The organism is Saccharopolyspora gregorii (assembly GCF_024734405.1).
GTDB classification, from domain to species: Bacteria; Actinomycetota; Actinomycetes; order Mycobacteriales; family Pseudonocardiaceae; genus Saccharopolyspora_C; species Saccharopolyspora_C gregorii.
The window spans coordinates 2,179,876-2,204,759 of sequence record NZ_CP059556.1 but is presented as its reverse complement, the minus strand read 5'-3'; the positions used below and the strand labels follow the sequence as shown (position 1 = coordinate 2,204,759).

The window sequence follows — 24,884 nt, the reverse complement described above, 5'->3', positions numbered from 1 at the left end:
CCGGGCCGCGCGTCGAGCGAATTCCCGGCTCCCCTACCGCGGGTAGCCGACCTCGTAGGTGCCGCTCGCGTCCCGGACGGTCACCGACACCGGCTTCGTCCCGCCGCCGAGCGTCACCTGGCAGTCGAACCGGTTGCCCGGCACCACCTGCTGCTCGGCCGGGCAGCTCACCGATTCGACGGTGCCGAGGTGGTAGGAGTCGCGCAGCGTCTGCGCCACGCCCTGCTGCACGCTCTCCGGGTCGAAGCGGTCGTGCACCAGCACGCCGGGGTGCACGAAGCCGACGACGGCCAGCGACCCGGCGACGGTCACCAGGACCGCGCCGCCGAACACCCACGGCACCTTCGACCTCGTGCGCGGCGCGGGCGGCGGAGCGGAGCCGCGGCCGGGCGGGCCGACGACGATCGGCGGCAGGTTCGGGTGGGTGGATTCCGCGCCGGTGGCCCGCGGACGCCCGCCGGCGTCGCCGGTGCGGTGCTGCTGCCCCGGGTTCGCGGCGCCGGGCCTGCGGTCCGGTCCCGGTTGCTGCGCACCGGATTCCCCTTGCCGCGGGCGGGATTGCTGGTCCGGGCGCGGCGGGTGCTGGCCGGTCTGCTGGGTCCGGCCGGGGTGGGAGTGACCGGGCTGGGCCTGCCCCGGGTGGGAAAGCCCCGGCTGGGTCTGGGTCTGCTGCGTCTGGCCGGGCTGAGTCTGGCCGGATTGGGCTTGGCCGGGCTGGGCTTGGCCGGGCTGGGTGTGGCCCGGCTGCGCCTGACCCGGTTGGGTGTGGCCCGGCTGGGTGTGACCCGGCTGGGTCTGCCCCGGCTGCGTCGCCCTGCCCTGCTGCTCCGCGCCGCCCTGGCCGGTCCTGCCCTGGCCCGGTCGCCCGGGACGGCGCCCGGGAACCGGCAGACCCGGGTTGGTCCGCTGACCGGCACCGGCCGCGGAACCGGGGTGCCCTTGCGCCGGCCGACCGCCCTGCTGGGACGGGCCGTTGGGGCCGCTCATCCAGTACCTCCGGGAAAGCTGAAAGTTCCGGCGCGGCGCGCGACCCCCGACGCACCGCACCCCCGAATCCAATCACAGCGCGCCATCGCGCCATGACCCCGCCGGGTCGCGCGGCCGACGGCGATCAGCCGCCGCCGCAACCGATCCGGGCGCGGCGGCCGATCACACGGCGCCCGCGGCGACCACCCCGCGGCGGATCGCGGTGACGGCCTTCGCCGCCGCCGAACCCACCGGATCGGACTTGCCGGTGACGTCGCGGATCTGGTCGAGCAGGTCCACCACCTGGCGGCACCAGCGCACGAAGTCGCCCGCGGACAGCTCGTGACCGGTGGATTCGGCGGCGGTGAGCACCCGCTCCAGCGACTCGCCGCGCGCCCACCGGTACACCGGCCACGCGAACCCGGCGTCGGGTTCCCGGGTGCGGTCGAGCTTGTGCCTGCGCTCGTCCTCCTCCAGCTCGCCCCACACGTCCCAGGTCTTGTCCAGCACGTCGGCGACCGCCCCGGACGGCACCGGCGGCGAGACCGCGCCCTCCCGGCGGGACTCGTAGACCAGCGCGGACACCACGGCCGCGAGTTCCGCCGGCTGCAAGGACCGCCAGATCCCGGCGCGCAGGCATTCCGCGGCCAGCAGGTCCGATTCGCTGTAGAGCCGGGTGAGCCGCCTGCCGTTCTCGGTGACCGGCTGCTCCGGGTCGTCCGGCGTGACGTAGTCCCGTTCGGCGAGCAGGCCGATGATCCGGTCGAACGCGCGCGCCAGCGAATGCGTGGTGGTGGAGACCTTGCGCCGCAGGTGCTCGGTCTCGGACCGCAGCCGCTCGTACCGCTCGGCCCAGCGGGCGTGCTTCTCCCGCTCGTCGCAGCCGTGGCACGGGTGCGCCTTCAGCGCGCGGCGCAGGCTGGCCAGTTCGGCGTCGTCCCCGACGTCGGAGCGGCGCCCGCCGCGCCCGCCGCCCACCGAGATCCCGGTGTCCCGCAGGCTGGAGGCCAGGTCGCGGCGCGACTTCGGCGACCGGGTGTCCACGTGCTTGGGCAGCCGCATCCGGCCCAGCGCCTCCACCGGGGAGGTGAAGTCGGCGACGGACAACCGGCCGGACCAGCGGTCGTCGGTGACCACCAGCGGGCGCGGCTCCCCCATCGGCTCCAGGCCCGGGTCGATGACCACGGCCAGCCCGGAGCGGCGGCCCGCGGGCACCTGGATGACGTCGCCCTTGCGCAGCTTCTCCAGCGACTTCGCCGCCTCGGCCCGCTTCGACGCGCGGTTCTGCCTGGCCAGCACCTTCTCCCGTTCGGAGATTCGGCGGCGCAGTGAGAAGTACTCGGCGAAATCACCGAGGTGGCAGGTCATCGACTCCGCGTAGCCCTCCAGGGCGTCGGCGTTGCGGTCCACCCGCCGCGACATGCCGACCACCGAGCGGTCCGCCTGGAACTGCGCGAACGACTGCTCCAGCAGGTCGCGCGCCGCGTCCCGGCCCACCCGCTGCACCAGGTTCACGGCCATGTTGTAGCCGGGCCGGAACGAGGAGCGCAGCGGATAGGTGCGGGTGGAGGCGAGCCCCGCGACCTGCTTCGGGTCCACGCCCGGCTGCCACACCACGACGGCGTGGCCCTCCACGTCGATGCCGCGCCGACCCGCGCGCCCGGTGAGCTGCGTGTACTCGCCGGGCGTGAGGTCGACGTGCGATTCGCCGTTGAACTTGACCAGCCGCTCCAGCACCACGGTGCGGGCGGGCATGTTGATGCCGAGGGCGAGGGTCTCGGTGGCGAACACGGCCTTGACGAGGCCGCGGACGAACAGCTCCTCCACCGTCTCCTTGAACGCGGGCAGCAGACCGGCGTGGTGCGCGGCGATCCCGCGCTCCAGCGCGTCGCGCCACTCCCAGTAGCCGAGGACCGACAGGTCCGCCTCGGGCAGCGAGCTGGTGTGCTCCTCGATGACCTCGCGGATCTCGTCGACCTCGTGCTCGCCGGTGAGCCGCAGTCCCGCGCGCATGCACTGGCTCACGGCCGCGTCGCAGCCCGCGCGGCTGAAGATGAACACGATGGCGGGCAGCAGGCCCGCCGAGTTCAAGCTGTCCAGGACCTCCACCCGCGACGGTGCGAAGAACCGCGGCGGCCGGGGCCCCTTGCGCCTGCCGCCACCGGGACCGCCGCGGCCGCGGCCGTACGGCGAGTGCACCCGGGACAGCTCCTGGGTGTGGCGCAGCAGCCGCGGGTTCAGCGACAGCTCCCGCTCCGAGGTCTCGCCGCCGAACAGGTCGAACATCCGGGAGCCGACCTGCATGTGCTGCCACAGCGGCACCGGCCGGTGCTCGTCGACGACGACGGTGGTGTCGCCGCGGACCTCCACGAGCCATTCGCCGAACTCCTCGGCGTTGCTGACCGTCGCCGACAGGCTGGCCAGCTGCACGTGCTGCGGCAGGTGCAGGATCACCTCTTCCCACACGGCACCGCGGAACCGGTCGGCGAGGTAGTGCACCTCGTCCATCACCACGTAGCCGAGCTGGTCGATGCCGCGCGAGCCCGCGTACAGCATGTTGCGCAGCACCTCGGTGGTCATCACCACGACCTGCGCGTCCCCGTTGATAGAGGTGTCGCCGGTGAGCAGGCCCACCGCGTCCTCGCCGTAGCGCTCGCAGAGGTCGGCGAACTTCTGGTTGGACAGCGCCTTGATCGGGGTGGTGTAGAAGCAGCGGCGTCCCTCGGACAGCGCCAGGTGCACCGCGAACTCGCCGACCACGGTCTTGCCCGCGCCGGTCGGCGCGCACACCAGCACGCCGTGGCCGGATTCGAGGGCCTGGCAGGAGGTGCGCTGGAACGCGTCGAGCTCGAAGCTCAGCGAACCGGCGAACTCGGCGAACTTCGGGTGCGCGCTGCGGCGGCGGTGCGCGGCGTAGGACTCGGCGGGCGAGGCGGGGGCGTCGTCCGCGTCCGCGCCGCGGCGGGCCTGCTCGCCGGTGGGACGGCGGCGAGCGCCTTCCGCGGCGGAGCGGCCGTCCCGGTCCGGTTCGCCGGTGGGGGCGTCCCGGTCCTGCGCTTCCGCGGGCCGGTCCTCCCGGACGTGCTCGGCAGCGGGCCCGTCTTCCCGGTTCCGCTCGGCGGGCCGGTCGCCCCGGTCCCGCGCGCCGGCGGGCCGGTCGCCCTGGGCCTGCGCACCGGTGCGGCGGCCGCCCCGGGTCCGGTTGCGGCGCGGCGGGCCCGCGCTCCCGGAGGACGCGTCGGCGGAACCGGGCTCCACCGCGGGCGGGTCCTCGGCGGCCGGGTTCTGGGCCACCGGGTCACGGGGCGAACCGGGGTTCTTCTCATCCGATCCCGAGCGATCCGGATGCGACATGTCGGAGTGCGAACGGCTCACAGCCACCCTGACAGGCTTTCACATCGCACCGACCGTCGTCGCACGCGCAGTGCTCCGGACCCGCCGCGCAACCCCGCGGCCCGACGAGGTGGCTGGGCCGTTCGACCGGCGGGAACGGGGCGAACGGCCCAGCCACCCGAGATGAACGGGCAGCTCAGGCCGCGTCGCTCTTCGCCGCGGCCGGGGCGAGCACCTGGAGCGCGGCGGGCTGGCAGCGCAGGCTCACCGGCAGCCTGGCCTGCGGTTCGCCGTCGGCGAACGCGGTCCAGCCGTTGCCGCCGCCGAGCCGCACCGAGCGGGCCCGCAGCGTGCGCACCGCGGGGTGCTCGACGTGCTCGCCGGTGCGGATCGCGGGCAGCACCCGCAGCAGGTCGGCGCGCCCCACCTCCCCGACGACGGTCACGTCGAACAGGCCGTCGGCCGGGTCCGCGCCGGGGCAGATCGGCACCCCGCCGCCGTAGTAGGGCGTGTTGCCGACGGCCACGCAGGTCGCGGCCACGTCGAGCACCACGTTGTCCGCTTCGACCCGCAGCGGCATGGCCTGCAGCCGGGCGAGCTCGCGCAGCACGGCCACGTCGTAGCGGGCGCGCCCGATGGGTAACCGGGAGCGGTTCACCCTGCTGTTGACCTGGGCGTCGAACCCCGCGCACAGCACGGTCGCGAACCGCTGCCCGCCGACCACGCGGCCCAGGTCCAGCGCCCGCCGGTGCCCGCCCTGCACGGCGTCGGTGGCGGCGCGCACGGCCTCCAGCGGGTCGGCGGGCAGGCCGAGCGCGCGGGCCAAGTCGTTGCCGGTGCCCACCGGGATGATCGCCAGCGCGGTGCGCGCCCCGGCGCAGGCCTGCACGGCGGCGTGCGCGGCACCGTCCCCGCCGACCACGGCCAGCACGTCGACGTCGTCGCCCACCGCGGCGCGGGCGGCGGTGGCGAACTCGGCGGCGTCGGCGGCGATCACGACGCGGACCGCCGAGACCACGCGGAACCGCCGGACGGCCTGCGCGGCGACGGCCGCGCCGCGGCCCCGGCCGGAAGCTGGATTGATCAACACCACGGTGCGCATGGGGCAACATCGTGGCCCACGCCCCCGTCGCGTGACCAGCCACCACCGGGAACCCCCGGTCAGCGGCCGCCGTTCGCGCGGAAGTCCGGCCAGTGCGGAAGTCCGGCTAGTCCGGCCGGACGAACCCCTCGGGCAGGCGCAGCGCTCCCAGCAGCGGGGGCTCCGCGACGCGGCGTTGCTCGCGGCCCGCGACCTGCGGCAGGTGCTGCGGCCGGGCGCCCGCGGCAGGGCGCGACGGGACCGAGCAGGCGCGGTCGGCCGCCCGCACCGCCTCCTCCCGGCCCGATTCCTCCGCGCGAAGCCGTTCCTCGGCGAACAGCCGCGGCAGTTCGGGCAGGGCGTAGCGCCCGCCGCCCGCGACGCAGTCCAGCAGGCCGAGGTCCACCAGTTCCTCCAGCGCCCGTTCGACGGAGTCGACGTCGAGCTCCGCGAGCAGCGCGGCCCGCCGCACCGTGATCTCCCCGTCCCTGGCGAGCGCGAGCCGCCGGAACACGGTCCGGGCGAGCTCACCGCACCGCCGGTGGACCGCCGCGAGCACCGGCCGCACCGCCAGGTCGCCCGCGGTGAGCGCGTCGAGCCGCCCGCGCCGGTCCGCCAGCCGCCGCAGCAGGTCGGACACCAGCCAGGTGGGGCGCCCGGCGAGCCGGTTGCCCGCGATCCGCAGCGCCAGCGGCAGGTGCCCGCACAGCTCGGCCAGCGCCACGGCCGCCGACGGCTCGCGGCTCATCCGCTCGTCCCCGGCGATGGCGCCGAGCAGCCGCACCGAATCGGCCGGGGCGAGCACGTCCAGCGGGATCCGCGCCACCGATTCCAACCCGGCCAGCCCGCCGCGCCCGGCGACGAGCAGCAGGCAGTCCGGGTCGCTGGGCAGCAGCGGCCGCACCTGCGCCTCGTCGGTGACGTCGTCGAGGACCAGCAGCACCCGGCGGCCCTGCAACAGCGAGCGGTACAGGCTGGAGCGCGCGTCGGCGCCGGGCGGCAGCCGGTTCTCGGCGACGCCGAGCGCGCGCAGCACCACCCCGAGCGCGTTCTCCGGGCGCACCCGCCCGTACCGGTGCATCGGCAGGAAGAGGCAGCCGTCCGGGTAGTGCTCGGCGAGCCGGTGCGCGGTGTGCACCAGGAAGGTGGACTTGCCGACTCCGGGCGGACCGGTGACGGCCACGACGGGGGCGCTGCGGGGGCGGCGCTCCGCCGCGGCCACGGTCCGCAGCTCGGCGGCCGCCTGCTCGCGGCCGGTGAGGTCGGCGATCTCGGGCGGCAGCGCGCACAGCATCCCGCCCCAGCCCGGGTCCGGCGGAGCCGGTGCGGCCTCCGGCGTTCCGATCCCGGGGCGCGGCAACAGGTTCCGCAGCTCCCCCTCGTCGGTGGCGAGGGCCGCGGCCAGCGAACGCAGCGTCCGGGCCTGCGGGCGGGCCACCCGCCCGCGTTCCATGTCGCCGATGGCGCGGGCGCTGATGCCGGTGCGCCGGGCCAGTTCCTCCTGGGTGAGGCCGGCACGGGCGCGGCGCCGCCGGAGCGCGGTCCCGAAACCGGGGTGCGGGGTGTCGCCGGGACCGACCTGCGCCATGTACCCCACCACTTCTCCCGCAGCGGCGGACCGGGTCCGCCGACGTACCGCGCCGGAATTCAGGCCGCCACGCTGCGGTACCGACGTTCTCCCCGAGCCCCCGATGATCTCCGGACACCATTATCCGGAGATGCTTCGCACGGCACAACGTCCGCGATCGCGCCATTCCCCGTCCCGGTGGTCCCGCCGTCACCGGACGCATTCCCACTGCTCGAACGGACGCACCCGAATGGCAGCGGAAATGCACTCGATCAGCCGTGCACGGGTTCTGGACCGGAAGAAATGCGCGCGCCCGTTCTTCCTGTGGATCTTCCTGGCCGGGTTCGGCATTTCGTGCTTCGCTGGATCAGGGGACGCCGATCGGGCGGCGTGGGATCGATTCGGGGAGGGGTGCGCATGTCGGGGTACCGAGCGGGCCGCCGGAGCGCCCCGCGGCCGAGGTGCTCCGGGCGGCCGGGATCCGGGAACACCGGGTCACCGCGGCAGATCCCGCAGCACCCCGCTGACGTTGAGCACCTCCACGCACCGCGGCGCGCGCTGCCCCGACGGCGGAGTTCCGGGCAGGGCGCAATTCACCTCGCCGACGACGCGTCCGCCCGCGGGGACTTCGATCGGCGTGACCCAGTGGTAGTCCTGGTTCCGGAACGTTTCCAGCGCGATCGTGGTGACCATGCGACCGCCGAACCAAATGGTGAGCACTCCTTCATCGCCCTGGGAGTTCGCCAGCACCAAGTCGGTGATGTAGAACACCTTCCCCTCCGGGACGATGTAGGGCTGGGCACCGGCCTCTCCGCCATTCGTGGCCACTCGAATGGTCGTGGAGAACTGCCCGCCGCCCGGCACGGTGTTGCTCCCGGGCGGAACGGTTCCGGGCGGTCGGTCCTGCTGGTCCCCGCTTGGTTCCTCCGCCGGGGGCGGCGGTTCGGGCTGCGGCTGCGGAGCGGGGGCGAGTTCGCCGTTGCGCGCCATCTCCTGCGCCCGCTCCTCCGCGGCCTCCTTCGCCGCGGACTCCAGCGTCGGCTTCAGCAGCGCGAACCAGGCGATCAGCAGCGCCAGCAGCAGCGCCAGCAACGCCAGCAGCCACTTCGGCAGGATCGGCAGCTGGTGCAGCTCCCCGTCCAGCTGCTCCGGGTACGCCTCGAACCCCGTCGCCGGAAACGCACCGGCACCCGCGGGCGCCGCCACCGCGTCGTGGATCGCGACCGGCGAGGCGGTGACCACGAACGGCGTGCGCGCCGGGGCGCCGAACCAGATCAGCTTCGCGGCGCGCGCCCGCAGCCGCACCTCCACCTGCTCGTCCGGTTCGACCCGGGGCCGGGACTCCTCCAGCCGGAACCGCAGTTCCTCGGCGGCGTCCCCCGGTTCCAGCGGCACGTCGATCGGCGTGTTGCCCTGGTTGTGCAGCACCACGTGGAAGCGGCCGGTGCGCCAGGCCCGGCGGCGTTGCGGCGCCAGCCACGCGCGCAGCTGCTGGAACGGTTCGACGTGCACGGTCGTCTCGGGCACCGCCACCAGCTCGGGCCGTTCCACCGGGGTGACCCGCACCGCCAGCGGCACTTCCCCGGCGGGCACTTCGGGAGACCTCGGCGGGCGCAGCAGCAGCGTCACGCTGCCCCGCGTCCCCGGGTAGAGCGAGAGCCGCGCCGGTTCGACGACGGTCCACGGCGAGCAGCGACCGACGACCTCGAACTCGTAGGCCTCCACGATGTCGGTGCCGTTGTGCACGGTCAGGGTCGCGGTGGCCTCCCCGCCCGGGGCGACCACGATCGTCTCGTTCTCCCACACAGCTGAGGTGCTCACCCGACGAAAGCTAGGTGCCCCCGGCCGTCCGCGGCAGGGTCTCGGGGGCAGCGGGCGGGCAGGGCGGCTGCCCGCACCGACGCAACCCGACTGCCCGGACCTCCCGGCCACCACCCACGAGGTGAGGAGAGAGCGGACATGACCACGAGAGTGCCCGTCGCGGTGCACGCGGGCGACCCGCTGCTGCACGCGGGCGTGACCGCGCAGCTGCGCCCGCGACCCGAGGTGGACGTGCTGAAGCTCGACGAGCACGAGAAGGCGCAGGTGTCGCTGGTCGTGGTGGACCGGGTGGACGACGAGGCGGTGCTGCTGCTGCGGCGGTTGCAGCGGACGCCGAGCACCCGCACCGGCCTCATCGTCGGCGAGTTCGGGCAGAACGCGTTGCGCATCGTCATCGAGTGCGGGGTGTCCGCGGTGCTGCGGCGGGTCGAGGCCGAACAGGACCGGGTCGTCGGGCTGATCACGGCCCTGGTGCGCGGGGAGAGCGTGCTGCCCGGCGACATGCTCTCCCGGCTGCTGGACCACGTGGGCCGGTTGCAGCGCAGTTCCGCCGACGCGCAGGGCTTCAACCTGTCGACGTTGACGGCGCGGGAGGTGGAAGTGCTGCGGTTGATCTCGGAGGGCTTCGACACCGGGGAGATCGCGGGGAAGATGTCGTACTCGGAGCGCACGGTGAAGAACATCCTGCACGAGGTCACCACCCGCCTGCAGCTGCGCAACCGGGCGCACGCGGTCGGCCACGTGATGCGGCAGGGGTTGATCTGATTCCCCCCGCGTTGCCCGAAAGTCCCCTGCGGGCTTCCCGCCCCGGTGCCTGAGCGGACCTCCCCGGTGCCCCCGGCTGCGGACAGGATCGGACGGGGTTCCGAGCTCGGAGGTGGGGAATGCAGGTGTCGGGCGCGTTCCGGCGCGGGCGGGTGCGCGTCGGGGGCGCCCTGTTCGGCGTGCTCGTGGTGCTGTGCGGGCTGATCTGGTTGCCGCCCGCGACGGCGCAGCAGGAACCGCAGGATCCGCCGGCGGGCCGCATCGCGTTCTCCGGGCCGGGGCACCGCAGCATCGGCCTCGTCGACGACACCTCCGGGTCCGCGGACGGGAAGACCTCGGAACCGCTGCTGGACGAGCGGCCCGCGCACTTCGACGAGGACCCGGCGACCCGCGGCGACCTGGTGGTGTTCACCAGCCTCCGCGACGAGGCCACCGCGCAGGTGTACCTGCGCGACGGTTCCGGTGCGGTGCGCCGGTTGACCGAGGGCCGCGACGCCGCGCACCCGAAGCTGTCCCCGGACGGCCGGTGGGTGGTGTTCGACTCGGCGGAGCCCGCGGGCGGGCAGCGGACGCAGCGGGACCTGTGGCGGGTGCGCACCGACGGCACGCAGCTGACCCGGCTCACCACGTCCGCGTCGAACGAGACCTGGCCGTCGTTCTCCCCGGACGGGGAGCGGATCGCGTTCGCGGGCGACGCGACCGGGCGCTGGCAGATCTACACCCGCGAGGTCACCGGCGCGTTCGCGCAGCAGCGCACCCGGGAGCCGAGCGGAGCCGCGGTGCAACCCGCGTGGAACCCGGTGGACGAGGACCGGATCGCCTACACCTTCGACCCGGACGGGAACCTCGCGGACAGCTACGACCAGCAGGTGCGGGTGCTGTCGAGTCCGGGGCAGACCACCGGGGACGCGCTGCTCGGCGGCGACCGGGCCTCGTGGACGAGCTTCTGGCCGGTGTGGCGGGCGGACGGCGAGTGCCTGCTGTTCCTGAGCCACGACCTGCCGAGCGGGCGGTTCACCACGAACTACGTGTACCGGGTGGACGTCCCGGCGGCACCGACCACGAACACCCCGGTGCTGATGCTCGACGAGGTGCGGGAGGTCGACTCGCCCGCGCTGCTGCCCGGCGGCCGGCTGCTGGTGGCGCGCACGACGGCGTGCTGCTTCAACGTGGCCCAGCTGCAGGACATCCGGCCGGACGGCAGCGATCCGCGCAGCCTCGGCGTGGACGTGCTGCACGAGGACCCGGCCGCCGCCGAGGATTCCAGCAAGCTGTTCGAACCGGACCCGGACTACGACCCGTGGACGCAGCGGCAGTCCTACTCCCCCGACGGCGCGACGATCGCGGTGAGCGCGTTCAGCGGCCCGCAGGGGGATCGGCGGCAGCGCATCCAGCTGGTGGACGCGGACGGCTCGAACCGGCGGGAACTGCCCATCGCGGACCGCGGGCAGGACGACTGGGAGACCGACGCGGCCTGGTCCCCGGACGGCACGAAGCTGGCGGTGGCGCGCCGCTCCCCCGGCGGTCAGCCCGGCGATCAGGACCGCGGCAAGAGCCGGATCGTGATCGTGGAGGTGGCCACCGGCAAGGTCCTCGGCCGGGTGCCGCCGCGGAACCAGGCGGAGGACGACACCCAGCCGGTGTTCTCCCCCGACGGGGAACGGCTCGCGTTCAGCCGCGGGCAGCTGATCGTGCCGGAGGAGCAGCGCTACAACCACATCTGGTTCGCCCAGGTCGGGAAGCTGGAGCAGCAGCGCAACGTCACCGAGGAGCTCTGCGACTGCCCCGAGCTGGTGGTCGACGACAGCGCCGCGTTCTCCCCCGACGGCGCGAGCCTGGCGTTCAACCGGGAACCGCACGGGCTGTACCGCTACGAGATCGAGGACGAGTCGTGCTCGGTGGTGCTGCCGGAATCCGAGGACTCCTGCCGCGACAAGCCCGGCGACGGCGACGACCCGCCCGAGCACTACCAGCCGCGCGACCTCAGCTGGTCCCCGGACGGGAGCAGCGCGGTGTTCTCCGAGCGGGCGAGCGTGAACGCCCCCGAACACCTGTCCGCGGTGGACATGCGGACCGGCCGGATCACCCCGCTCACCCAGGGCTTCCCCGGCAGGCAGAAGGAAGCGACCTGGCAGGCCACCGTCGACGTGAGCGTGTCCGCGCCGGAGCGCACCGACGAGATCGACGTGGGCGACGAGGTGCGGGTCTCGGCGCAGATCACCAACAACGGCCCGGCCGCCGCCCCCGGCGCGACCGCCGAGCTCACCGTGCCGGACGGGGCACGGCTGACCGGGATCGACTCGACGGTCGGCACCTGCGGGCAGGACGGCCGGTGCGAACTCGGCCTGCTCGAACCGGGCCGGCAGGTGCGGGTGACCGCGACCGTCGTCGGAGTCGACGGCGGCGACCAGCGGCTCCGCTGGCAGGCGCGCAGCCGGATGCGGGACAGCAGGCCCGCCGACAACACCGCCACCACGATCGTGCCGGTCGTCGCGCCGGAACCGCCTGCGCCCCCACCACCGCCACCGCCGCCTCCGCCGCCCGCGGCCCCGGGGGTGACGGTGCGGGCCGAGCCGAACCCGTCCTACGTGGGTGGTCGCACCGACGTGACGTTCACGGTGCGCAACGCCGGCCCCTCCCCCGCGACCGGGTTGACGCTGGAGATGGCGCTACCACCGGGGATCCCGGTGACCGCGCTGCCGCCGGGATGCTCGGCGAGCCGATGCCTGCTGCCGGACCTGCCGCCGGGCGCGGAACGGCCGGTGGTGCTGGTGCTGGCGCCGAAGGCGGCGCTGGACGGCGAGATCACCGGCACGCTGCGCACCACCGGCACCGACACGACCCCGGCGGACAACGTGGCGCGCACCCCGTACCGGGTGCTGCAACCGCGGATCATCTCGGTCCCCGAGGTGGGCGAGCCGGGATTCGTGACCTCGGTGCGCGGCTTCGACTTCCCGCCGGGGGTGCCGGTGCGGCTGAACTGGACACCGGGCATCACCGCGGCCGCCGCGCCCACGATCCCCGGCCCGGACGGGAGGTTCGCGGCACAGCTGTTGATCCTGCCGAAGGACCGGCTCGGCCCGCGCGACATCACCGCCACCGGCGCGGGCTTCAGCCCGGTCCACGTCCCGGAACCGTTCCTGGTCGTCGCCCCGGCGGTCCCGCCGCCGCTGATGGGACGGCGGTGATCGAGCGGTGCGGGCGCGACGCCGAGGCCGCTGAGGTGCCGCCACCCGACCCGGCCTGCCGCAGGAACGCGAGGAGCGCGCAGTGATCCACGAAGTCGACGAGGGCCTGCGGTTGCTGCTGGCCGAGGAGGGCCTGCCCGGTTCGGGGGTGGAGCTGGCGTTCGACCCGCCCACCACGGACTGGGCGGCGAAGCGCAACGCCCCGACGGTGAACGTGTTCCTCTACGACCTCCGGGAGGAGCCGGCGCTGCGCCGGTCCGGTGCGGTGGACCGGTTCGACGAGTCCGGCGAGGTCGTCGGCCGCTTCGACCCGCCGCGCTGGTTCCAGCTGTCCTACCTGGTGACGGCGTGGACGAACCGTCCGCAGGACGAGCACCGGCTGCTGGCGCAGGCGCTGCGCGGCCTCATCCGGTACGAGGCGCTGGATCCGCGGTGGCGCACGGGTTCGCTGGGCGAGCTCGGGTTGGAGGTGTCGTTGGAGACGGGCGGGGAGCTGGCGGAGAACCGGTCGCCGACGGACGTGTGGTCGGCGCTGGGCGGGGAGCTGAAACCGTCGATCCCGCTGCGGGTGACCGCGCCGCTGGCGGGCGCGCTGCGCCCGGTCGGCCCGCCGGTCACGGAGGGCGTGGCGCTGCGCGGCCGGGCGTCGTTCCCGGAGGGGCCCGCCGACGAGCAGCGGCACCTGCGCTACGACGGGACCGCCGCCGAGGGCGACGGGTTCTCCTCGCCGAAGCCGCGCCCGCAGGGCCGCCGCCGGATGCGGGGCCCGTTGTGAGCGGCGAGCTGTGGGAGCGGCTGCGCGCGGTGGAACACCGGGTGCGGCTCGCGCTGGACGCCCGCGCCGATCCGGATCGCGACGACCCGTACCGCGGCCTGTACCTCACCGAGGAGATGGTGCGGCGGGTGCTGGAATCCCCGTCGGCGTCCTGGTCCGCGGAACCGGGCGAGGTCGCCGAACCGGGCGCGCGGCTGGCGCGGCTGGCCGCGGATTTCGGCTTGGACGCCTGGGACGTGGAGTTCCTGCTGATCGCGCTGGCCCCCGAGCTGGACGCCCGGTTCGAGCGGCTCTACGGCTACCTCAACGACGACGTGACGCGGCGGCGGGCGACACCCGGCATGGTGCTGGAGCTGTGCGGGATGCCGACGGCGGGCGCGGGCCGGTTCCGCTTCGTCCCGGAGGCGCCGCTGGTGGCGGGCGGTCTGCTGGAGGTGCAGGAGCCGGAGCGACCGCTGCTGACCAGGACGCTGCGGGTGCCGGACCGCGTGGTGGCGCACCTGCTCGGCGGGGACGAACCGGACCCGGCGGTGCGCGGCCTGGCGCGGGTGGTGGACGAGCCGGTCGCGGAACCGGCGGAACTGGTGAAGCGCCTGGCCACCGGCCTGGACGCGGGAATCGGCGCGGTCCACCTGCGCGGTGCGGCGGGCGCCGAGCAGCAGGCGGTGGACGCGTTGGCGGTGAGCGGGCGCGCGGCGCTGGTGCTGGACGCGGCGGCGCTGGACGCCGAAGCGGAACCCCCGGTGGCGGAACTGGTGCGGGAGGCGCGGCTGCGGCGAGCGGGCCTGGTGTTCGGGCCGCTGGAGTCGTCGTCGCGTCCCGAATCCGCGCGCCTCCTGCGGCGGCTGCTGGACGAGTCGGAGCGGATTCCGCTGCTGCTGCACGGTTCCGGCGGCTGGGACCCGGCCTGGGCGCGGCAGGCACCGCTGTCGCTGACCTCGCCCGAACCGGACCGCGCCGCGCTGTGGCACCGCGCGCTCGCCGAGGCCGGCGCCGGGGAGGTCGACGTCGAGCCGTTGAGCGCGTACCGGCTCGGCGCCGACCAGGTGCGCCGGGCCGCCTCGGTGGCGACCCGCCTGGCCCGCTTCGAAGGGCGGCCGCTCGACGCGGACCACCTGCGCGCCGGGGTGCGCGCGCAGAACGGCGCCGGGCTGGAACGCCTGGCCCGCCGCATCACACCCGGTGTCAGCTGGGAGGACCTGGTGCTGCCCGAGCGGACGACGCGGGCGCTGGCGGAGCTGTCGGTGCGCGCCCGGCACCGGGACCGGGTGCTCGGCGACTGGCGGATGCGCCCCGGCGGCGGTCGCGGGCGCGGTGTGGTCGCGCTGTTCGCCGGTGAATCCGGCACCGGCAAGACGATGTCCGCGGAAGTGGTCGCCGCCGACCTCGGCATGGAGCTCTACGTGGTCGATCTGTCCACGGTGGTCGACAAGTACGTGGGCGAGACGGAGAAGAACCTGGAGCGCATCTTCACCGAAGCGGCCGGGGTGAACGGGGTGCTGCTGTTCGACGAAGCGGACGCGATCTTCGGCAAGCGCTCTCAGGTGAAGGACGCGCACGACCGCTACGCCAACGTCGAATCGGCGTACCTGCTGCAGCGGATGGAGTCCTTCGACGGCATCGCGGTGCTCACCACGAACCTCCGCGCCAACCTCGACGAGGCCTTCACCCGCCGGCTGGACGTCATCGCCGACTTCCCCGTGCCCGGAGCGGAGCAGCGCCGCGCCCTCTGGGACCGCACCCTCGGCGCCGAACTCCCCCGCGCCGACGACCTCGACCTGGACCGCTGCGCCGAGCGCTTCGAACTCGCCGGGGGCTCCATCCGGGCCTGCGCCGTCACCGCCGCCTACCTCGCCGCCGAAGCCGACCGCCCGGTCACGACGGCCGATCTGCTCACCGCCGTCCGCCAGGAGTACGCCAAGCTCGGCCGCCTCACCCTCGACGCCGAATTCGAGTAGGGGCTGCCCTGTCATGACCTGGCCCGTGCGGCTCGGCCACCAGGCCGTGAGCACCGTTTGGTAGACATCCGGCATGGCGTTGCGGGAGGGCGGATCGGTGCTCTGGACGGTGTTCGTGTCGGACGCGTTGCAGGCGCGGCTGGACGCGTGCTGCGCGGACGGGCGCACGGCCACCGCGGTGGTGTTCGAGGCGATCGAGGCGGTGCGCGACCGGGTGCCGGACGTGGTGCGCGGCGCGCGGGCGCGGCTCCGGTCGCCGCACGCCAGGGACGAGGTGCACTACCTCGGCTCCGGTCCGGTGCAGGTCCGCATCCGCCCGAACGCCGAGCAGGCCGCGCTGCTGGAGCGGTGGTCCGCCGAACTCGGCGCACCGATCACGACCTGGCTGCCCCCGGTGCTCAACGCCCAGCTGCCCGGCCGGGCCGAACCGGAGAACATGCCCTGGATCGTCCAGGACGAGCAGCGGTAGCCGTGCTCAGCAGGTCCGGTCGGGCTGCTCGGTCGCAGCACCGCCGGACCGCCCGTCACCGCCGATGGCCCAGGCGACGTGGCCGTCCGGGCGGATGAGCACGGCCTCGGCGCTCGCCCAGGGTTCGGCGGCGCCGCGCAGCTCGGTCCGGTGCCGCCGCGTCCCGGGCGGCAGCGCGGTGTCGGCTCCGCCCGCGGTGAAGTCGAGCAGCACGTGATTCCCGCCGCGCAGCAGGGGGAACAGCTCGCCGCCGTCCGCGAACGCCAGGTTCGGCGCCCGCCGCCCGGTCAGCGGGTGCGCGGTGTCGGCGGCCGGGTAGCGGACGTCGAGCGCGCCGAGGCGTTCGGCGAGCGCGCGGGAGAACTCGGGGACCTCGCGGATCATGCCGGACAGGAATCCGCGCAGTGCCAGCCCTTCGACGGACCCGGTGGTCATGAGCGCGGTCTGCGCCCGGGTCGATTCGAGCAGGTCCGCACCGACCGGGTGCCGTTCGGCGTGGTAGCTGTCGAGCAGTCCGGGTTCGGCGGTGCCGCGGAGGGTGGCGGCGAGCTTCCAGCCGAGGTTGGTCGCGTCCTGGAACCCGACGTTGAGCCCGACGCCGCCGGTCGGGAAGTGCCTGTGCGCGGCGTCCCCGGCGAGCAGCACGCGCCCCCGCCGGTAGGCGTCGGCCTGCCGGGTGGCGTTGCCGAAACGGGAGCTCCAGCTCGGCGAGTGCAGCCCGAAGTCCGTGCCCAGCGCGCGCCGCAGCTTGTCCCGCACTTCCGCGGTGGTCAGCTCGCCGGGGTGCTCGGCCCGGTGGTCCTCCGGTGCGATGCCGACGAACCGGGTGCGGCCGCCGGGCATCGGGACGGCCATGACGCCGCCGTCGGGCCCGAACGCGCTGACCGCTCCGGCGGGCGGGTCGGCGAGGACGACGTCGGCGAGCCAGCCCCAGATCGTGCTGCCGGTGCCGGGGAATCCGATGCCGGCCGAGGTCCGCGCGGTGCTGCGGGTTCCGTCGCAGCCGACGACGTAGCGGGCCGCCAGCTCGTACGTCCCGGCGGGCCCCTCGACCGCGATGCGGACCGAATCCGGGCCCTGGTCGAGGCCGGTGACCTGGTGTCCGCGGTGGATCGGGACGCCCCGGTCGCTCGCGTGCGCCGCCAGGAGTTCCTCGGTGCGGACCTGCGGCAGGAACAGGGTGAACGGGTAGGGCGTGTCGAGCCCGCGGAAGTCGAGCCGCGCGTCCAGCGCGCCGAAGTGGCCGGTGGGCAGCGGGATCCCCGCGTCGACGAACTCGTCGGCGATGCCGCGCATCCCCAAGATCTCGATGGTCCGCGGGTGGAGGGTGAGCGCCTTGGAGTGCGGTTCGGGTTCGCGCTTCGCCTCCAGCACGGTCGCGGACACCCCTTGCAGCCGCAGCTCCGCGGCGAGCCAGAGCCCGGTGGGTCCGGCTCCGACGATCACGACGTCTTCCACGCGCGCTCCTTAGTCAGTGACCAATGGGCTCCTCCAGTAAACTAGGTCAATGACCAAGGCGCAACGAGCGGCGCTCACCCCGGCGGACGTCGTCGACGCGGCCATGCGGCTGCTGGCCGAGGAAGGACTCGACGCCGTGACGGTGCGCGCGGTCGCCGACCGGCTCGGCGTGCAGATGAACACCGTCCTGTGGCACGTCAAGACGAAGAAGCGGCTGCTGGAGCTGATGGCGGACGCGGTCGTCGGCACCATCGACCACACCGGCCTGCCGGACGCGGCCGACGAGCGGGCGGCCGAACTGATCCGCCGCTACCGGGGTGCACTCCTCGCCCACCGCGACGGCGCCGCCCTCGTGACCGGAACCCACGTCCCCGAACCGCACACGCTGCGCTTCGGCGAAGCGCTGCTCGCCGCCCTCCGCGCATCGCACGACGATCCCGTGGCCGCCACCCGGATCTTCTACGCGCTCGTCTACTTCACCCTCGGCCTCGCCCAGGAGCAGCAGACCACCGGCGACGCCGATCAGGACCGCCTCGCCCGCGCAGCGGACCCCGAGGCCCATCCGGCCCTGATCGCCTCGCTGCACGCCCTCGCCGCCGACACCTTCGACGACCGCTTCGAAGACGGCATCCGGCGGCTGCTGGGGAAGAACGCCGACCCGGACTGACCGGGGTCAGGAGGCTCGCAGCCGGGACAGGGCCAGGCGGGTCGGTTCGTCGGCCGGGCGGCAGATCATGAGGCGCTGGCCGGAGTCCTGCACCGGGACCAGGACTTCGAATTGCACCTCGATCGGGCCGAGTTCGGGATGCCGCATCGCCTTGCCACCGCGGCCGTTGAGCTTCACGTCGCGCTGCGACCACAGGCGCGCGAATTCCGCGTCGTGCTCGGTGATCGCGGCGATGAGGCCGGTGAGCGCCCGGTCCTCCGGGTGCGCGGCCCACGCGGTCCGCAGGTGCGCGACGCCGTCGCGGAGGACGCGGTCGCGGTCGACGTAGTACTCGCGGATCTCCGGGTGCGCCAGGCACAACCACATCGCGTTGCGGTGCGGCGCGGGCAACGTGCTGAAGTCCAGCAGCATCCCCGCCATCTCCGCGTTCCAGGCGAGGACGTCGAAGCGGTGGTTCACCAGCATCGCGGGCAGCGGCGAGAGGTCCTCGACCAACCCGGCCAGCGGCGGCGGCGCGGTGGTGGCGACGTCGTCGGACCCGCGCGGGTAGTGCCGGGTGAGGGCGAACAGGTAGGCGCGTTCGTCGGGGTTCAACCGCAGCGCCCTGGCCAGCGCCTCCACCACCGACACCGAGGGCCGGATCCCGCGCGCCTGCTCCAGCCGCACCACGTAGTCGATGCTGATCCCCGCCAGCTCGGCGACCTCCTCGCGGCGCAATCCCGGGGTGCGGCGGGACCGCCGCTTCGGCAGGCCGAAGTCGTCCGGGTCCAGGCGTTCGCGCCGGGACCGCAGGAACGCGGCCAGTTCCCGCGTCGGGTCCACCGTGCTGGTCGTCATGACAGCTCCAACAGCCGGGGGAGGACCGGTGTTCCCAGGAAGTGCCTTCCCTTACCGCCCGCCCCGCGTCGGCGCAGGCTCGCCGCAGCACGACGAACACGGGAGAGAACACGATGGGAACTCAGCAGGACGCGATGCCGCTCACCCTGGACACCTACCGGCCGCTGGGCCGCTCCGGGCTGCGGGTCTCGCCGCTGGCGCTGGGCGCGGCTACCTTCGGCACCGAATGGGGGTGGGGCGCCGGGCGGGACGAATCCCGCGCGCTGTTCGACACCTACGTCGAGCGCGGCGGCAACTTCATCGACACCGCCAACACCTACACCGACGGCAGCTCCGAACGGCTCCTCGGCGAATTCACCCGGCACGACCGCGAACGCCTGGTGCTGGCGACGAAGTACACGACGCTGCGCAGGCCCGGCGACCCGAACTCGCGCGGCGCGCACCGCAAGAGCCTCGTCGGCTCCGTCGAATCGAGCCTGCGGCAGCTCGGCACCGACCACCTCGACCTGCTGTACCTGCACGTCTGGGACTTCACGACGCCCGTCGAGGAGATCCTGCGCGGGCTCGACGACCTGGTGCGCAGCGGCAAGGTGCTGTACGTGGGGATCTCCAACGCCCCGGCCTGGCAGGTGTCGCGGATGCAGGCCATCGCCGACCTGCGCGGCTGGTCACCGCTGATCGCGCTGGAGATCGAGTACAACCTGGCCGAGCGCGGCGGGGAACGCGACCTGATCCCGATGGCCCGCGAGATGGGGCTCGGCGTGGTGCCGTACTCGCCGCTGGCCGGTGGCGTGCTCACCGGCAAGTACACCCGCGCGGACCTCACCGGGAACGGCACCGCCTCCGAGGGCAGCAACCGCAAGAGCTTCAACCACGCCCTCGGCACCGTCACCGAACGCAATCTCGCCGTCGCCGAGACCGTGCGGGAGGTCGCCGCCGAACTCGGGCACAGCCCCGCCCAGGTCGCGCTGGCCTGGACCCTGCGGAACCCGGCCGTGACGGCACCGATCATCGGCGCCCGCACGACCGCGCAGCTGGTGGACAACCTCGGCGCCCTCGACGTCGAGCTCACCGAAACCCAGCTGTCCCGCCTCGACGCGGCCAGCGCGATCGAACTCGGCCTGCCGCACGACATGCTCGCCGGCGACCACATCCGCCGAGCGACGGCGGGAGATCTGAAGCTCGAACCACGCTGACGAGCGCAGAGGCACGCGTTACGGGACGAGCCCCGGCGGATTCCTCCGCCAGGGCTCGTCCTCGCTCACGCGTCGAAGCGGCCGTGCCTGATCGCGCCCACGAACGCCGACCACTGCGCGTTGGTCGCCGTGAAGTGACCCGCAGCCCGGTCCTTCGTATCCCGGACCGCAGCACCACCGGTCACCCGGCCGACTTCGACGCAGCTGTCGGTCTGGCTGCTCCGGCTCGACTTCCGCCAGCCGCTGGGAATCTCCTGCCGCGCCGTCATACCGTCGCCTCCGTCTCCTCGATGATGCCGACGATGAACTTGGTCGACTCTGCCGGACTCAACGCCACTTCGTCCATCCTGCCAAGTGCTTCTTCGTAGGCGGAGACTTCGGCGGTCTCATGCAGGAACAACCCTGAGATCCGATTTTCCAGGTGCACCACGGGATCTCGGCCGTCACCGAACGAGGCGATCGAGAAGAGCCCTTCCAGCCCTGGATGCCAATCAGCGCGAAGCGGCACCACTTGGAGCTCGACGTTGTCCCACTGCCCGAGCTGCACCAACTGCTCCAGTTGGTAGGACATCGCCGCAGGGCCACCGATGATCGTGCGCAGCGCGGCTTCTCCCACGTACGCCCGAAACTGTGCGGGATTCCTCCCCGCGATGACATCGCGTCGCCCCACCCGCACTGCCACTCGGGTATCGATCTCGTCGGCCGGGACCCCGGCGAGGTTCATGATCGAACGCGCGTATTCAGCCGTTTGCAGAAGTCCCGGAATCAACAGTGGCGACACGGTCGTGAGTTGTTTGGCCTCGCGCTCGATCTCCAGCAGGGTCGCGACCTGCCGCTGCTGATCCGGCATGCCGACCGAGAGCCAGTGGGATCCGGTGGACCGCATCTTTCCCGTCGGCGCGGGCCTCCCTCGCGCAGGCGGCCAGTCGCAGGAGGTACCCGTGGACGTCTGCTACGAGCACTCCGCCCACCGGCTTCGGCGTCGCCGGAAAACCTTGCCACAACGGAGAACTCTGCCGTTCTGACCCGACTACGCGTTTCTCGTTCCACCCTCCGGCAGGTGGCGGTGAGACAACGGTCCCGGTCGCGCGCCGTGCCGATGCTCCGGTGGGTGATCGCCCCGTCGGCCGCCGACGCCCCGAACTCGGGCGGTCGGCGGGGTTCCACTGATCCACCGGTTCCCGGCGGGATGTCCACCGACGTCCCGCCGGGGTGGACCGGCACCTGACGACGCCCCTCGACCGGTGCCGGTCCCGGGCCGGACCGCGTCCTCCCCGAGCGCGGCCCGGAACGTCCGGCCGCACGACTTTCCCTCCCCCGGTCGTGCGGCCGGATTCCCGCTTCCCGCATCCCCGTGCGCGCCGCCCGGACTTCCCCTTCCGCCCGAGCAGAGGCCCGGACGGTCCCTCCCCCCAGGACGCCTCATGATTCCCAGGGCCTACGGGCTTCCCTGCGCCTGGCACTACGAGCCGGGCCGCGACATCACCGTGCGCTGGGGCCGGCCCGACCCGGTCTTCACGGTGCATTCCGGCGACCGGCGCGGAGACCGCGGCGACCACGCCCTCATCGACACCGTTCCCGTCGCACAGCCCTGGGTGAACGACCACGACGTCGCCCGAAAGGCCCACACCTGGGCCAAGAACAACCCCCGCGGCTGAGCCCCGCGATGCCCGAGCAGCCCCCGACCGACCCGGACTCGGCGACCCCGCCCGGCCGACGCCCCGGTCTCCTCTCCCGACCTGGGGCGACCGGGTACGTCCTCCACCTGACCGGTCACCTTCAGGCCGACACCACCCCGGATCGCACCATCACGCTCTACGAACGCGTGCTGCACGGCCTCAGAAAGCTCTGACCGTGCGCTGGGGCCGTCGCCGTCTGCGCAGGTCTGATACTTCTCGACCTGGCCTTTTACCCGGCGATCGGGCTGTTTTCGTTCAGCACGCGCAGCCTGCGCGAGCGGCCCGAGCGATCTCCGCCGAGGCTTCGATCGGCTGGTGACGGCCGTGTTCCGCGCCGAATCTCGGTGGTCGCCTCTACCGTCACCGGATGGCGACTCTGCGAATGGACCATGTCGGGGTGAACGTCGAGGATCTCGACGGTGCCGTCGCGTTCTTCACCGAGCTCGGGATGGAGGAGGCGGGCCGCACTCCCGTCGAGGGGCCGTGGGTGGACCGGGTCAACGGGATCGACGACGTCCGGGTCGACATCGTGATGATGCGAATCCCGGACGGGCACGGTCAGCTGGAACTGACGAACTTCCACAACCCGGCCGCGATCGGCGGGACCTCGCAACCGCCGAACGCGCTGGGCCTGCGCAGCGTGATGTTCGCGGTGGACCCCGCGGGCGGCCTCGTCGCCCTCGCCGAACCGCTCGGCTGACCGTCACCCGAATGCGCCCAGGTGGGTGTCCCGTTCGCCCGTGCTGCGTGGGCGGGTGGGCCAGGCCACTCACCTGGCGGTGGGATCAGGGGTCCTGATCTTCTAGGGGGATGCGCATCGCGCGGTGGGCGTTCTCCTCCGCCGCGCGCTCGAAGTGGTCGGAGGGGTCGGAGATCTTGAGGCCGCTGCCGTTGTCGGTGCCCGCGACGGGGCCGGAGCGCTGCTGGATGACGTGGGTGAGCTCGTGGGCGAGGGTGTGCTTGTCGGAGGCGCCCGAGCCGAGCACCACGTCGCTGCCGGAGGTGTAGGCCCGCGCGCCGATCTCGGACGCCGAGCGCTGCGCGGTGGCGCCGGTGTGCAGCCGCACGTCGGAGAAGTCCGCGCCCAGCCGGGTCTCCATCTCCTGGCGCACCGGCGCGTCCATCGGCTTCCCGGCCGACTTCAGCACGTCCTCCCCGGACCAGACCGGCTCCGGTGCCGGCTCCGGAGGCGCCATCCGCCGCTGGACCATCCGGCTGACGGCGGCGTTGCCGAGGGTCCGCTGCAGGTGCAGCAGCTCTTCGACCGGCCCGGAGTGGTCGGGGGTGCGCGCCGCTTGCTGGGGCCTCGCCTCGGACTTCGCCGCGTCGCGCTGCTCGCGGTCCCGCATGGTCCCTCCTCGGACACGGCAACGGCTCCAGACCTACCGGGAGCGCGGCCCGGCGGGGAATGCACGAAGGGGCAGAGCTCCGGGCAACGCCCACTTCCTGCCTGCGCAGGCAGTGCGGGATTGCCCCGGAAGGCAGCGGTGCTGCCCTCGGCGCAGGTCGGGCGGACATGGTGGCGCGGGCGGGCGGTGGCGAAAGCTCTGGGTGCACGAACGCCGCAGACGAAGGAGCGAGCATGCCGTCGTACCTGTCCCCTGGCGTGTACGTGGAGGAAGTCCAGAGCGGGGCCAGGCCGATCGAAGGGGTCGGGACCGCGGTGGCCGCCTTCGTCGGTTTCGCGCCGCAGGGGCCCTTCCACCAGCCGACGCTGGTCACGAACTGGAACCAGTACGTGCAGAACTTCGGCGGGTTCGACGACGGGTACCTCGCGCACGCCGTCTACGGCTACTTCGCCAACGGCGGCGGCTCCGCCTACGTGGTGCGCATCGGCGGCCCGTCCGAGGCCGCGGCACCCGCCGCTCCCGCGCCGAAGCCGGTGGAGCTGGGCGGGCTGCGGGTCTCCGCGCTGTCCGCGACCACCTCCGACGTGACCGTGGAGGTCGCCGACGCCGACGGCGAGAACCCGCCGGACGACCGGTTCAAGCTGGTGGTGCGCCAAGGCGGCAAGGTCGCCGAGACCCACGACGTCTCCACCCGCAAGAACGTCAAGAGCTACGTGGTGAACCAGGTCAAGGAGCACTCGAAGCTCATCGAGGTCACCGAGCCGTCCGGCGGTGCCCTCGCTCGCCCCGACAACCAGAGCGTCACCGTCCCCGGCACGCCGCCCAGCGCCACCACCCCGGCGAAGGTCGACGCGCAGGAGTACGTGGGCGATCTGGCCGCCCGCACCGGTTTCGGCGGCCTGGAGACCATCGACGAGATCACCATCGTCGCCGTCCCCGACCTGATGAGCGCCCACCAGCGCGGCCTCATCGACGCCGAAGGCGTGAAGACCGTGCAGCTGGCGGCGATCTCGCACTGCGAGCAGCTCGGTGACCGCGTCGCCCTGCTCGACGCCCCGCCCGGGCTGAACGCGCAGCAGGTGCGGACCTGGCGGATGGACGAAACCGGCTACGACTCGAACTACGCGGCGCTGTACTACCCGTGGATCAAGGTGTTCGACCCGTCCTCCGGCCGGAACAAGATGGTGCCGCCGAGCGGGCACATCGCCGGGGTGTGGGCGCGCAACGACACCGAGCGCGGGGTGCACAAGGCGCCCGCGAACGAGGTGATCCGCGGTGCCGTCGACCTGGAGACCACGCTCAGCAAGGGCGAGCAGGACCTGCTCAACCCGGTCGGGGTGAACTGCGTGCGCGCGTTCGCCGGCCGCGGCATCCGCATCTGGGGCGCCCGCACCCTGTCCTCCGACCCGGCGTGGCGCTACCTGAACGTGCGGCGGCTGTTCAACTACCTGGAGGAGTCGATCCTGCTCGGCACCCAGTGGGTGGTGTTCGAGCCGAACGACGACCGGCTGTGGTCCAGCATCCGGCGCAACATCGGCGCGTTCCTCACCCAGACCTGGCGGGACGGCGCCCTGTTCGGCCGCACCCCCGCCGAGGCCTTCTACGTGAAGTGCGACCGGGAGAACAACCCGCAGGAATCCATCGACCTCGGCCAGGTCGTCTGCGAGATCGGCGTGGCCCCGGTGAAGCCCGCCGAGTTCGTCATCTTCCGCCTCTCCCAGTTCTCCGACAGCTCCAGCCTCCTGAGCGAATGACTCCGCTCGCCCGTCCGGGTG

Annotated in this window: 20 protein-coding genes; 10 read left to right on the top strand and 10 right to left on the bottom strand. The window is 73.5% G+C overall.

The genetic code is table 11. The features are described from left to right. Positions 1–33 precede the first annotated feature (33 nt). The 5 genes from H1226_RS09455 to H1226_RS09435 form a co-directional block, all read right to left on the bottom strand. Complete coding sequence (locus H1226_RS09455) at positions 34–987, bottom strand: DUF4333 domain-containing protein (protein ID WP_258348476.1); 954 nt, start codon at positions 985–987, stop codon at positions 34–36. A 162-nt stretch (positions 988–1,149) separates the two neighbouring features. After that, positions 1,150–4,260 carry a DEAD/DEAH box helicase gene (locus H1226_RS09450; RefSeq protein WP_258348475.1) on the bottom strand — a complete coding sequence of 1,037 codons (3,111 nt, stop codon included), beginning with the start codon at positions 4,258–4,260 and terminating at the stop codon, positions 1,150–1,152. A 235-nt stretch (positions 4,261–4,495) separates the two neighbouring features. Then, positions 4,496–5,401, bottom strand: a complete 906-nt coding sequence (locus H1226_RS09445; protein WP_258348474.1) for a diacylglycerol/lipid kinase family protein — start codon at positions 5,399–5,401, stop codon at positions 4,496–4,498. A 106-nt stretch (positions 5,402–5,507) separates the two neighbouring features. Further along, entirely contained in the window at positions 5,508–6,968 is a 1,461-nt protein-coding gene (locus tag H1226_RS09440; RefSeq protein ID WP_258348469.1) for a helix-turn-helix domain-containing protein, read from the bottom strand. 474 nt (positions 6,969–7,442) lie between these two features. Continuing rightward, positions 7,443–8,768, bottom strand: a complete 1,326-nt coding sequence (locus H1226_RS09435; RefSeq protein WP_258348468.1) for a COG1470 family protein — start codon at positions 8,766–8,768, stop codon at positions 7,443–7,445. 138 nt (positions 8,769–8,906) lie between these two features. Between H1226_RS09435 and H1226_RS09430 the strand changes: the two genes are divergently transcribed. The 5 genes from H1226_RS09430 (at position 8,907) to H1226_RS09410 (ending at position 15,923) form a co-directional block, all read left to right on the top strand. Further along, positions 8,907–9,533: a helix-turn-helix transcriptional regulator gene (locus H1226_RS09430; RefSeq protein WP_258348467.1), complete on the top strand. Its 627-nt coding sequence runs from the start codon at positions 8,907–8,909 to the stop codon at positions 9,531–9,533. A 119-nt stretch (positions 9,534–9,652) separates the two neighbouring features. Further along, positions 9,653–12,721, top strand: a complete 3,069-nt coding sequence (locus H1226_RS09425) for a hypothetical protein (protein WP_258348466.1) — start codon at positions 9,653–9,655, stop codon at positions 12,719–12,721. 82 nt (positions 12,722–12,803) lie between these two features. Next, complete coding sequence (locus H1226_RS09420; RefSeq protein WP_258348465.1) at positions 12,804–13,496, top strand: DUF4255 domain-containing protein; 693 nt, start codon at positions 12,804–12,806, stop codon at positions 13,494–13,496. Further along, positions 13,493–15,454 carry an ATP-binding protein gene (locus tag H1226_RS09415; RefSeq protein WP_258348462.1) on the top strand — a complete coding sequence of 654 codons (1,962 nt, stop codon included), beginning with the start codon at positions 13,493–13,495 and terminating at the stop codon, positions 15,452–15,454. The genes H1226_RS09420 and H1226_RS09415 overlap by 4 nt, the downstream gene beginning before the upstream one ends. A gap of 73 nt (positions 15,455–15,527) precedes the next feature. Further along, positions 15,528–15,923: a hypothetical protein gene (locus tag H1226_RS09410; protein WP_258348461.1), complete on the top strand. Its 396-nt coding sequence runs from the start codon at positions 15,528–15,530 to the stop codon at positions 15,921–15,923. A gap of 6 nt (positions 15,924–15,929) precedes the next feature. Here the strand turns inward: H1226_RS09410 and H1226_RS09405 are convergent, their stop codons facing one another. Then, the gene (locus H1226_RS09405) at positions 15,930–17,381 is read right to left on the bottom strand and encodes an FAD-dependent monooxygenase (protein ID WP_258348460.1); all 1,452 of its coding nucleotides are present in this window, start codon (positions 17,379–17,381) and stop codon (positions 15,930–15,932) included. A 49-nt stretch (positions 17,382–17,430) separates the two neighbouring features. On the opposite strand from H1226_RS09405, the gene H1226_RS09400 reads away from it, so the two are divergent. After that, a complete protein-coding gene (locus tag H1226_RS09400; protein WP_258348459.1) occupies positions 17,431–18,048 on the top strand; it encodes a TetR/AcrR family transcriptional regulator C-terminal domain-containing protein in 618 nt (205 codons plus the stop codon). Positions 18,049–18,054: 6 nt separating this feature from the next. Here H1226_RS09400 and H1226_RS09395 read toward each other — a convergent pair whose 3' ends face one another. Continuing rightward, a complete protein-coding gene (locus H1226_RS09395; RefSeq protein WP_258348458.1) occupies positions 18,055–18,885 on the bottom strand; it encodes a helix-turn-helix transcriptional regulator in 831 nt (276 codons plus the stop codon). Positions 18,886–19,019: 134 nt separating this feature from the next. On the opposite strand from H1226_RS09395, the gene H1226_RS09390 reads away from it, so the two are divergent. Beyond that, on the top strand, positions 19,020–20,081 hold the full coding sequence (locus tag H1226_RS09390; RefSeq protein ID WP_258349380.1) for an aldo/keto reductase: 1,062 nt from the start codon (positions 19,020–19,022) through the stop codon (positions 20,079–20,081). 65 nt (positions 20,082–20,146) lie between these two features. Here H1226_RS09390 and H1226_RS09385 read toward each other — a convergent pair whose 3' ends face one another. Beyond that, positions 20,147–20,350: a DUF397 domain-containing protein gene (locus H1226_RS09385; RefSeq protein WP_258348456.1), complete on the bottom strand. Its 204-nt coding sequence runs from the start codon at positions 20,348–20,350 to the stop codon at positions 20,147–20,149. Then, entirely contained in the window at positions 20,347–20,931 is a 585-nt protein-coding gene (locus H1226_RS09380; protein WP_258348454.1) for a DUF5753 domain-containing protein, read from the bottom strand. Before H1226_RS09380 ends, H1226_RS09385 begins: the two co-directional genes overlap by 4 nt. A 574-nt stretch (positions 20,932–21,505) precedes the next feature. On the opposite strand from H1226_RS09380, the gene H1226_RS09375 reads away from it, so the two are divergent. Together H1226_RS09375 and H1226_RS09370 are read left to right on the top strand one after the other, a co-directional pair. Beyond that, positions 21,506–21,739 (top strand): immunoglobulin domain-containing family protein, encoded by a 234-nt coding sequence (locus H1226_RS09375; RefSeq protein WP_258348452.1) that lies wholly within the window; start codon positions 21,506–21,508, stop codon positions 21,737–21,739. Between the two features lie 388 nt (positions 21,740–22,127). Continuing rightward, positions 22,128–22,460, top strand: coding sequence for a VOC family protein (locus H1226_RS09370; RefSeq protein ID WP_258348448.1), 333 nt, complete (start codon positions 22,128–22,130; stop codon positions 22,458–22,460). 85 nt (positions 22,461–22,545) lie between these two features. On the opposite strand, the gene H1226_RS09365 is transcribed toward H1226_RS09370, so the two are convergent. Further along, entirely contained in the window at positions 22,546–23,109 is a 564-nt protein-coding gene (locus H1226_RS09365; protein WP_258348445.1) for an eCIS core domain-containing protein, read from the bottom strand. A gap of 233 nt (positions 23,110–23,342) precedes the next feature. Between H1226_RS09365 and H1226_RS09360 the strand changes: the two genes are divergently transcribed. Continuing rightward, positions 23,343–24,863 (top strand): phage tail sheath family protein, encoded by a 1,521-nt coding sequence (locus H1226_RS09360; RefSeq protein WP_258348442.1) that lies wholly within the window; start codon positions 23,343–23,345, stop codon positions 24,861–24,863. Positions 24,864–24,884 lie beyond the last annotated feature (21 nt).

Excerpts from the sequence above, each read along its gene's own strand:
- H1226_RS09375 (WP_258348452.1), top strand. The coding sequence starts at position 21,506 with ATGATTCCCAGGGCCTACGGGCTTCCCTGCGCCTGGCACTACGAGCCG.
- H1226_RS09440 (WP_258348469.1), bottom strand. The coding sequence starts at position 6,968 with ATGGCGCAGGTCGGTCCCGGCGACACCCCGCACCCCGGTTTCGGGACC.
- H1226_RS09425 (WP_258348466.1), top strand. The coding sequence starts at position 9,653 with ATGCAGGTGTCGGGCGCGTTCCGGCGCGGGCGGGTGCGCGTCGGGGGC.
- H1226_RS09390 (WP_258349380.1), top strand. The coding sequence starts at position 19,020 with ATGCCGCTCACCCTGGACACCTACCGGCCGCTGGGCCGCTCCGGGCTG.
- H1226_RS09445 (WP_258348474.1), bottom strand. The coding sequence starts at position 5,401 with ATGCGCACCGTGGTGTTGATCAATCCAGCTTCCGGCCGGGGCCGCGGC.
- H1226_RS09410 (WP_258348461.1), top strand. The coding sequence starts at position 15,528 with ATGGCGTTGCGGGAGGGCGGATCGGTGCTCTGGACGGTGTTCGTGTCG.
- H1226_RS09365 (WP_258348445.1), bottom strand. The coding sequence starts at position 23,109 with ATGCGGGACCGCGAGCAGCGCGACGCGGCGAAGTCCGAGGCGAGGCCC.
- H1226_RS09380 (WP_258348454.1), bottom strand. The coding sequence starts at position 20,931 with ATGCCGGATCAGCAGCGGCAGGTCGCGACCCTGCTGGAGATCGAGCGC.
- H1226_RS09395 (WP_258348458.1), bottom strand. The coding sequence starts at position 18,885 with ATGACGACCAGCACGGTGGACCCGACGCGGGAACTGGCCGCGTTCCTG.
- H1226_RS09360 (WP_258348442.1), top strand. The coding sequence starts at position 23,343 with ATGCCGTCGTACCTGTCCCCTGGCGTGTACGTGGAGGAAGTCCAGAGC.
- H1226_RS09385 (WP_258348456.1), bottom strand. The coding sequence starts at position 20,350 with ATGACGGCGCGGCAGGAGATTCCCAGCGGCTGGCGGAAGTCGAGCCGG.
- H1226_RS09455 (WP_258348476.1), bottom strand. The coding sequence starts at position 987 with ATGAGCGGCCCCAACGGCCCGTCCCAGCAGGGCGGTCGGCCGGCGCAA.
- H1226_RS09430 (WP_258348467.1), top strand. The coding sequence starts at position 8,907 with ATGACCACGAGAGTGCCCGTCGCGGTGCACGCGGGCGACCCGCTGCTG.
- H1226_RS09400 (WP_258348459.1), top strand. The coding sequence starts at position 17,431 with ATGACCAAGGCGCAACGAGCGGCGCTCACCCCGGCGGACGTCGTCGAC.
- H1226_RS09370 (WP_258348448.1), top strand. The coding sequence starts at position 22,128 with ATGGCGACTCTGCGAATGGACCATGTCGGGGTGAACGTCGAGGATCTC.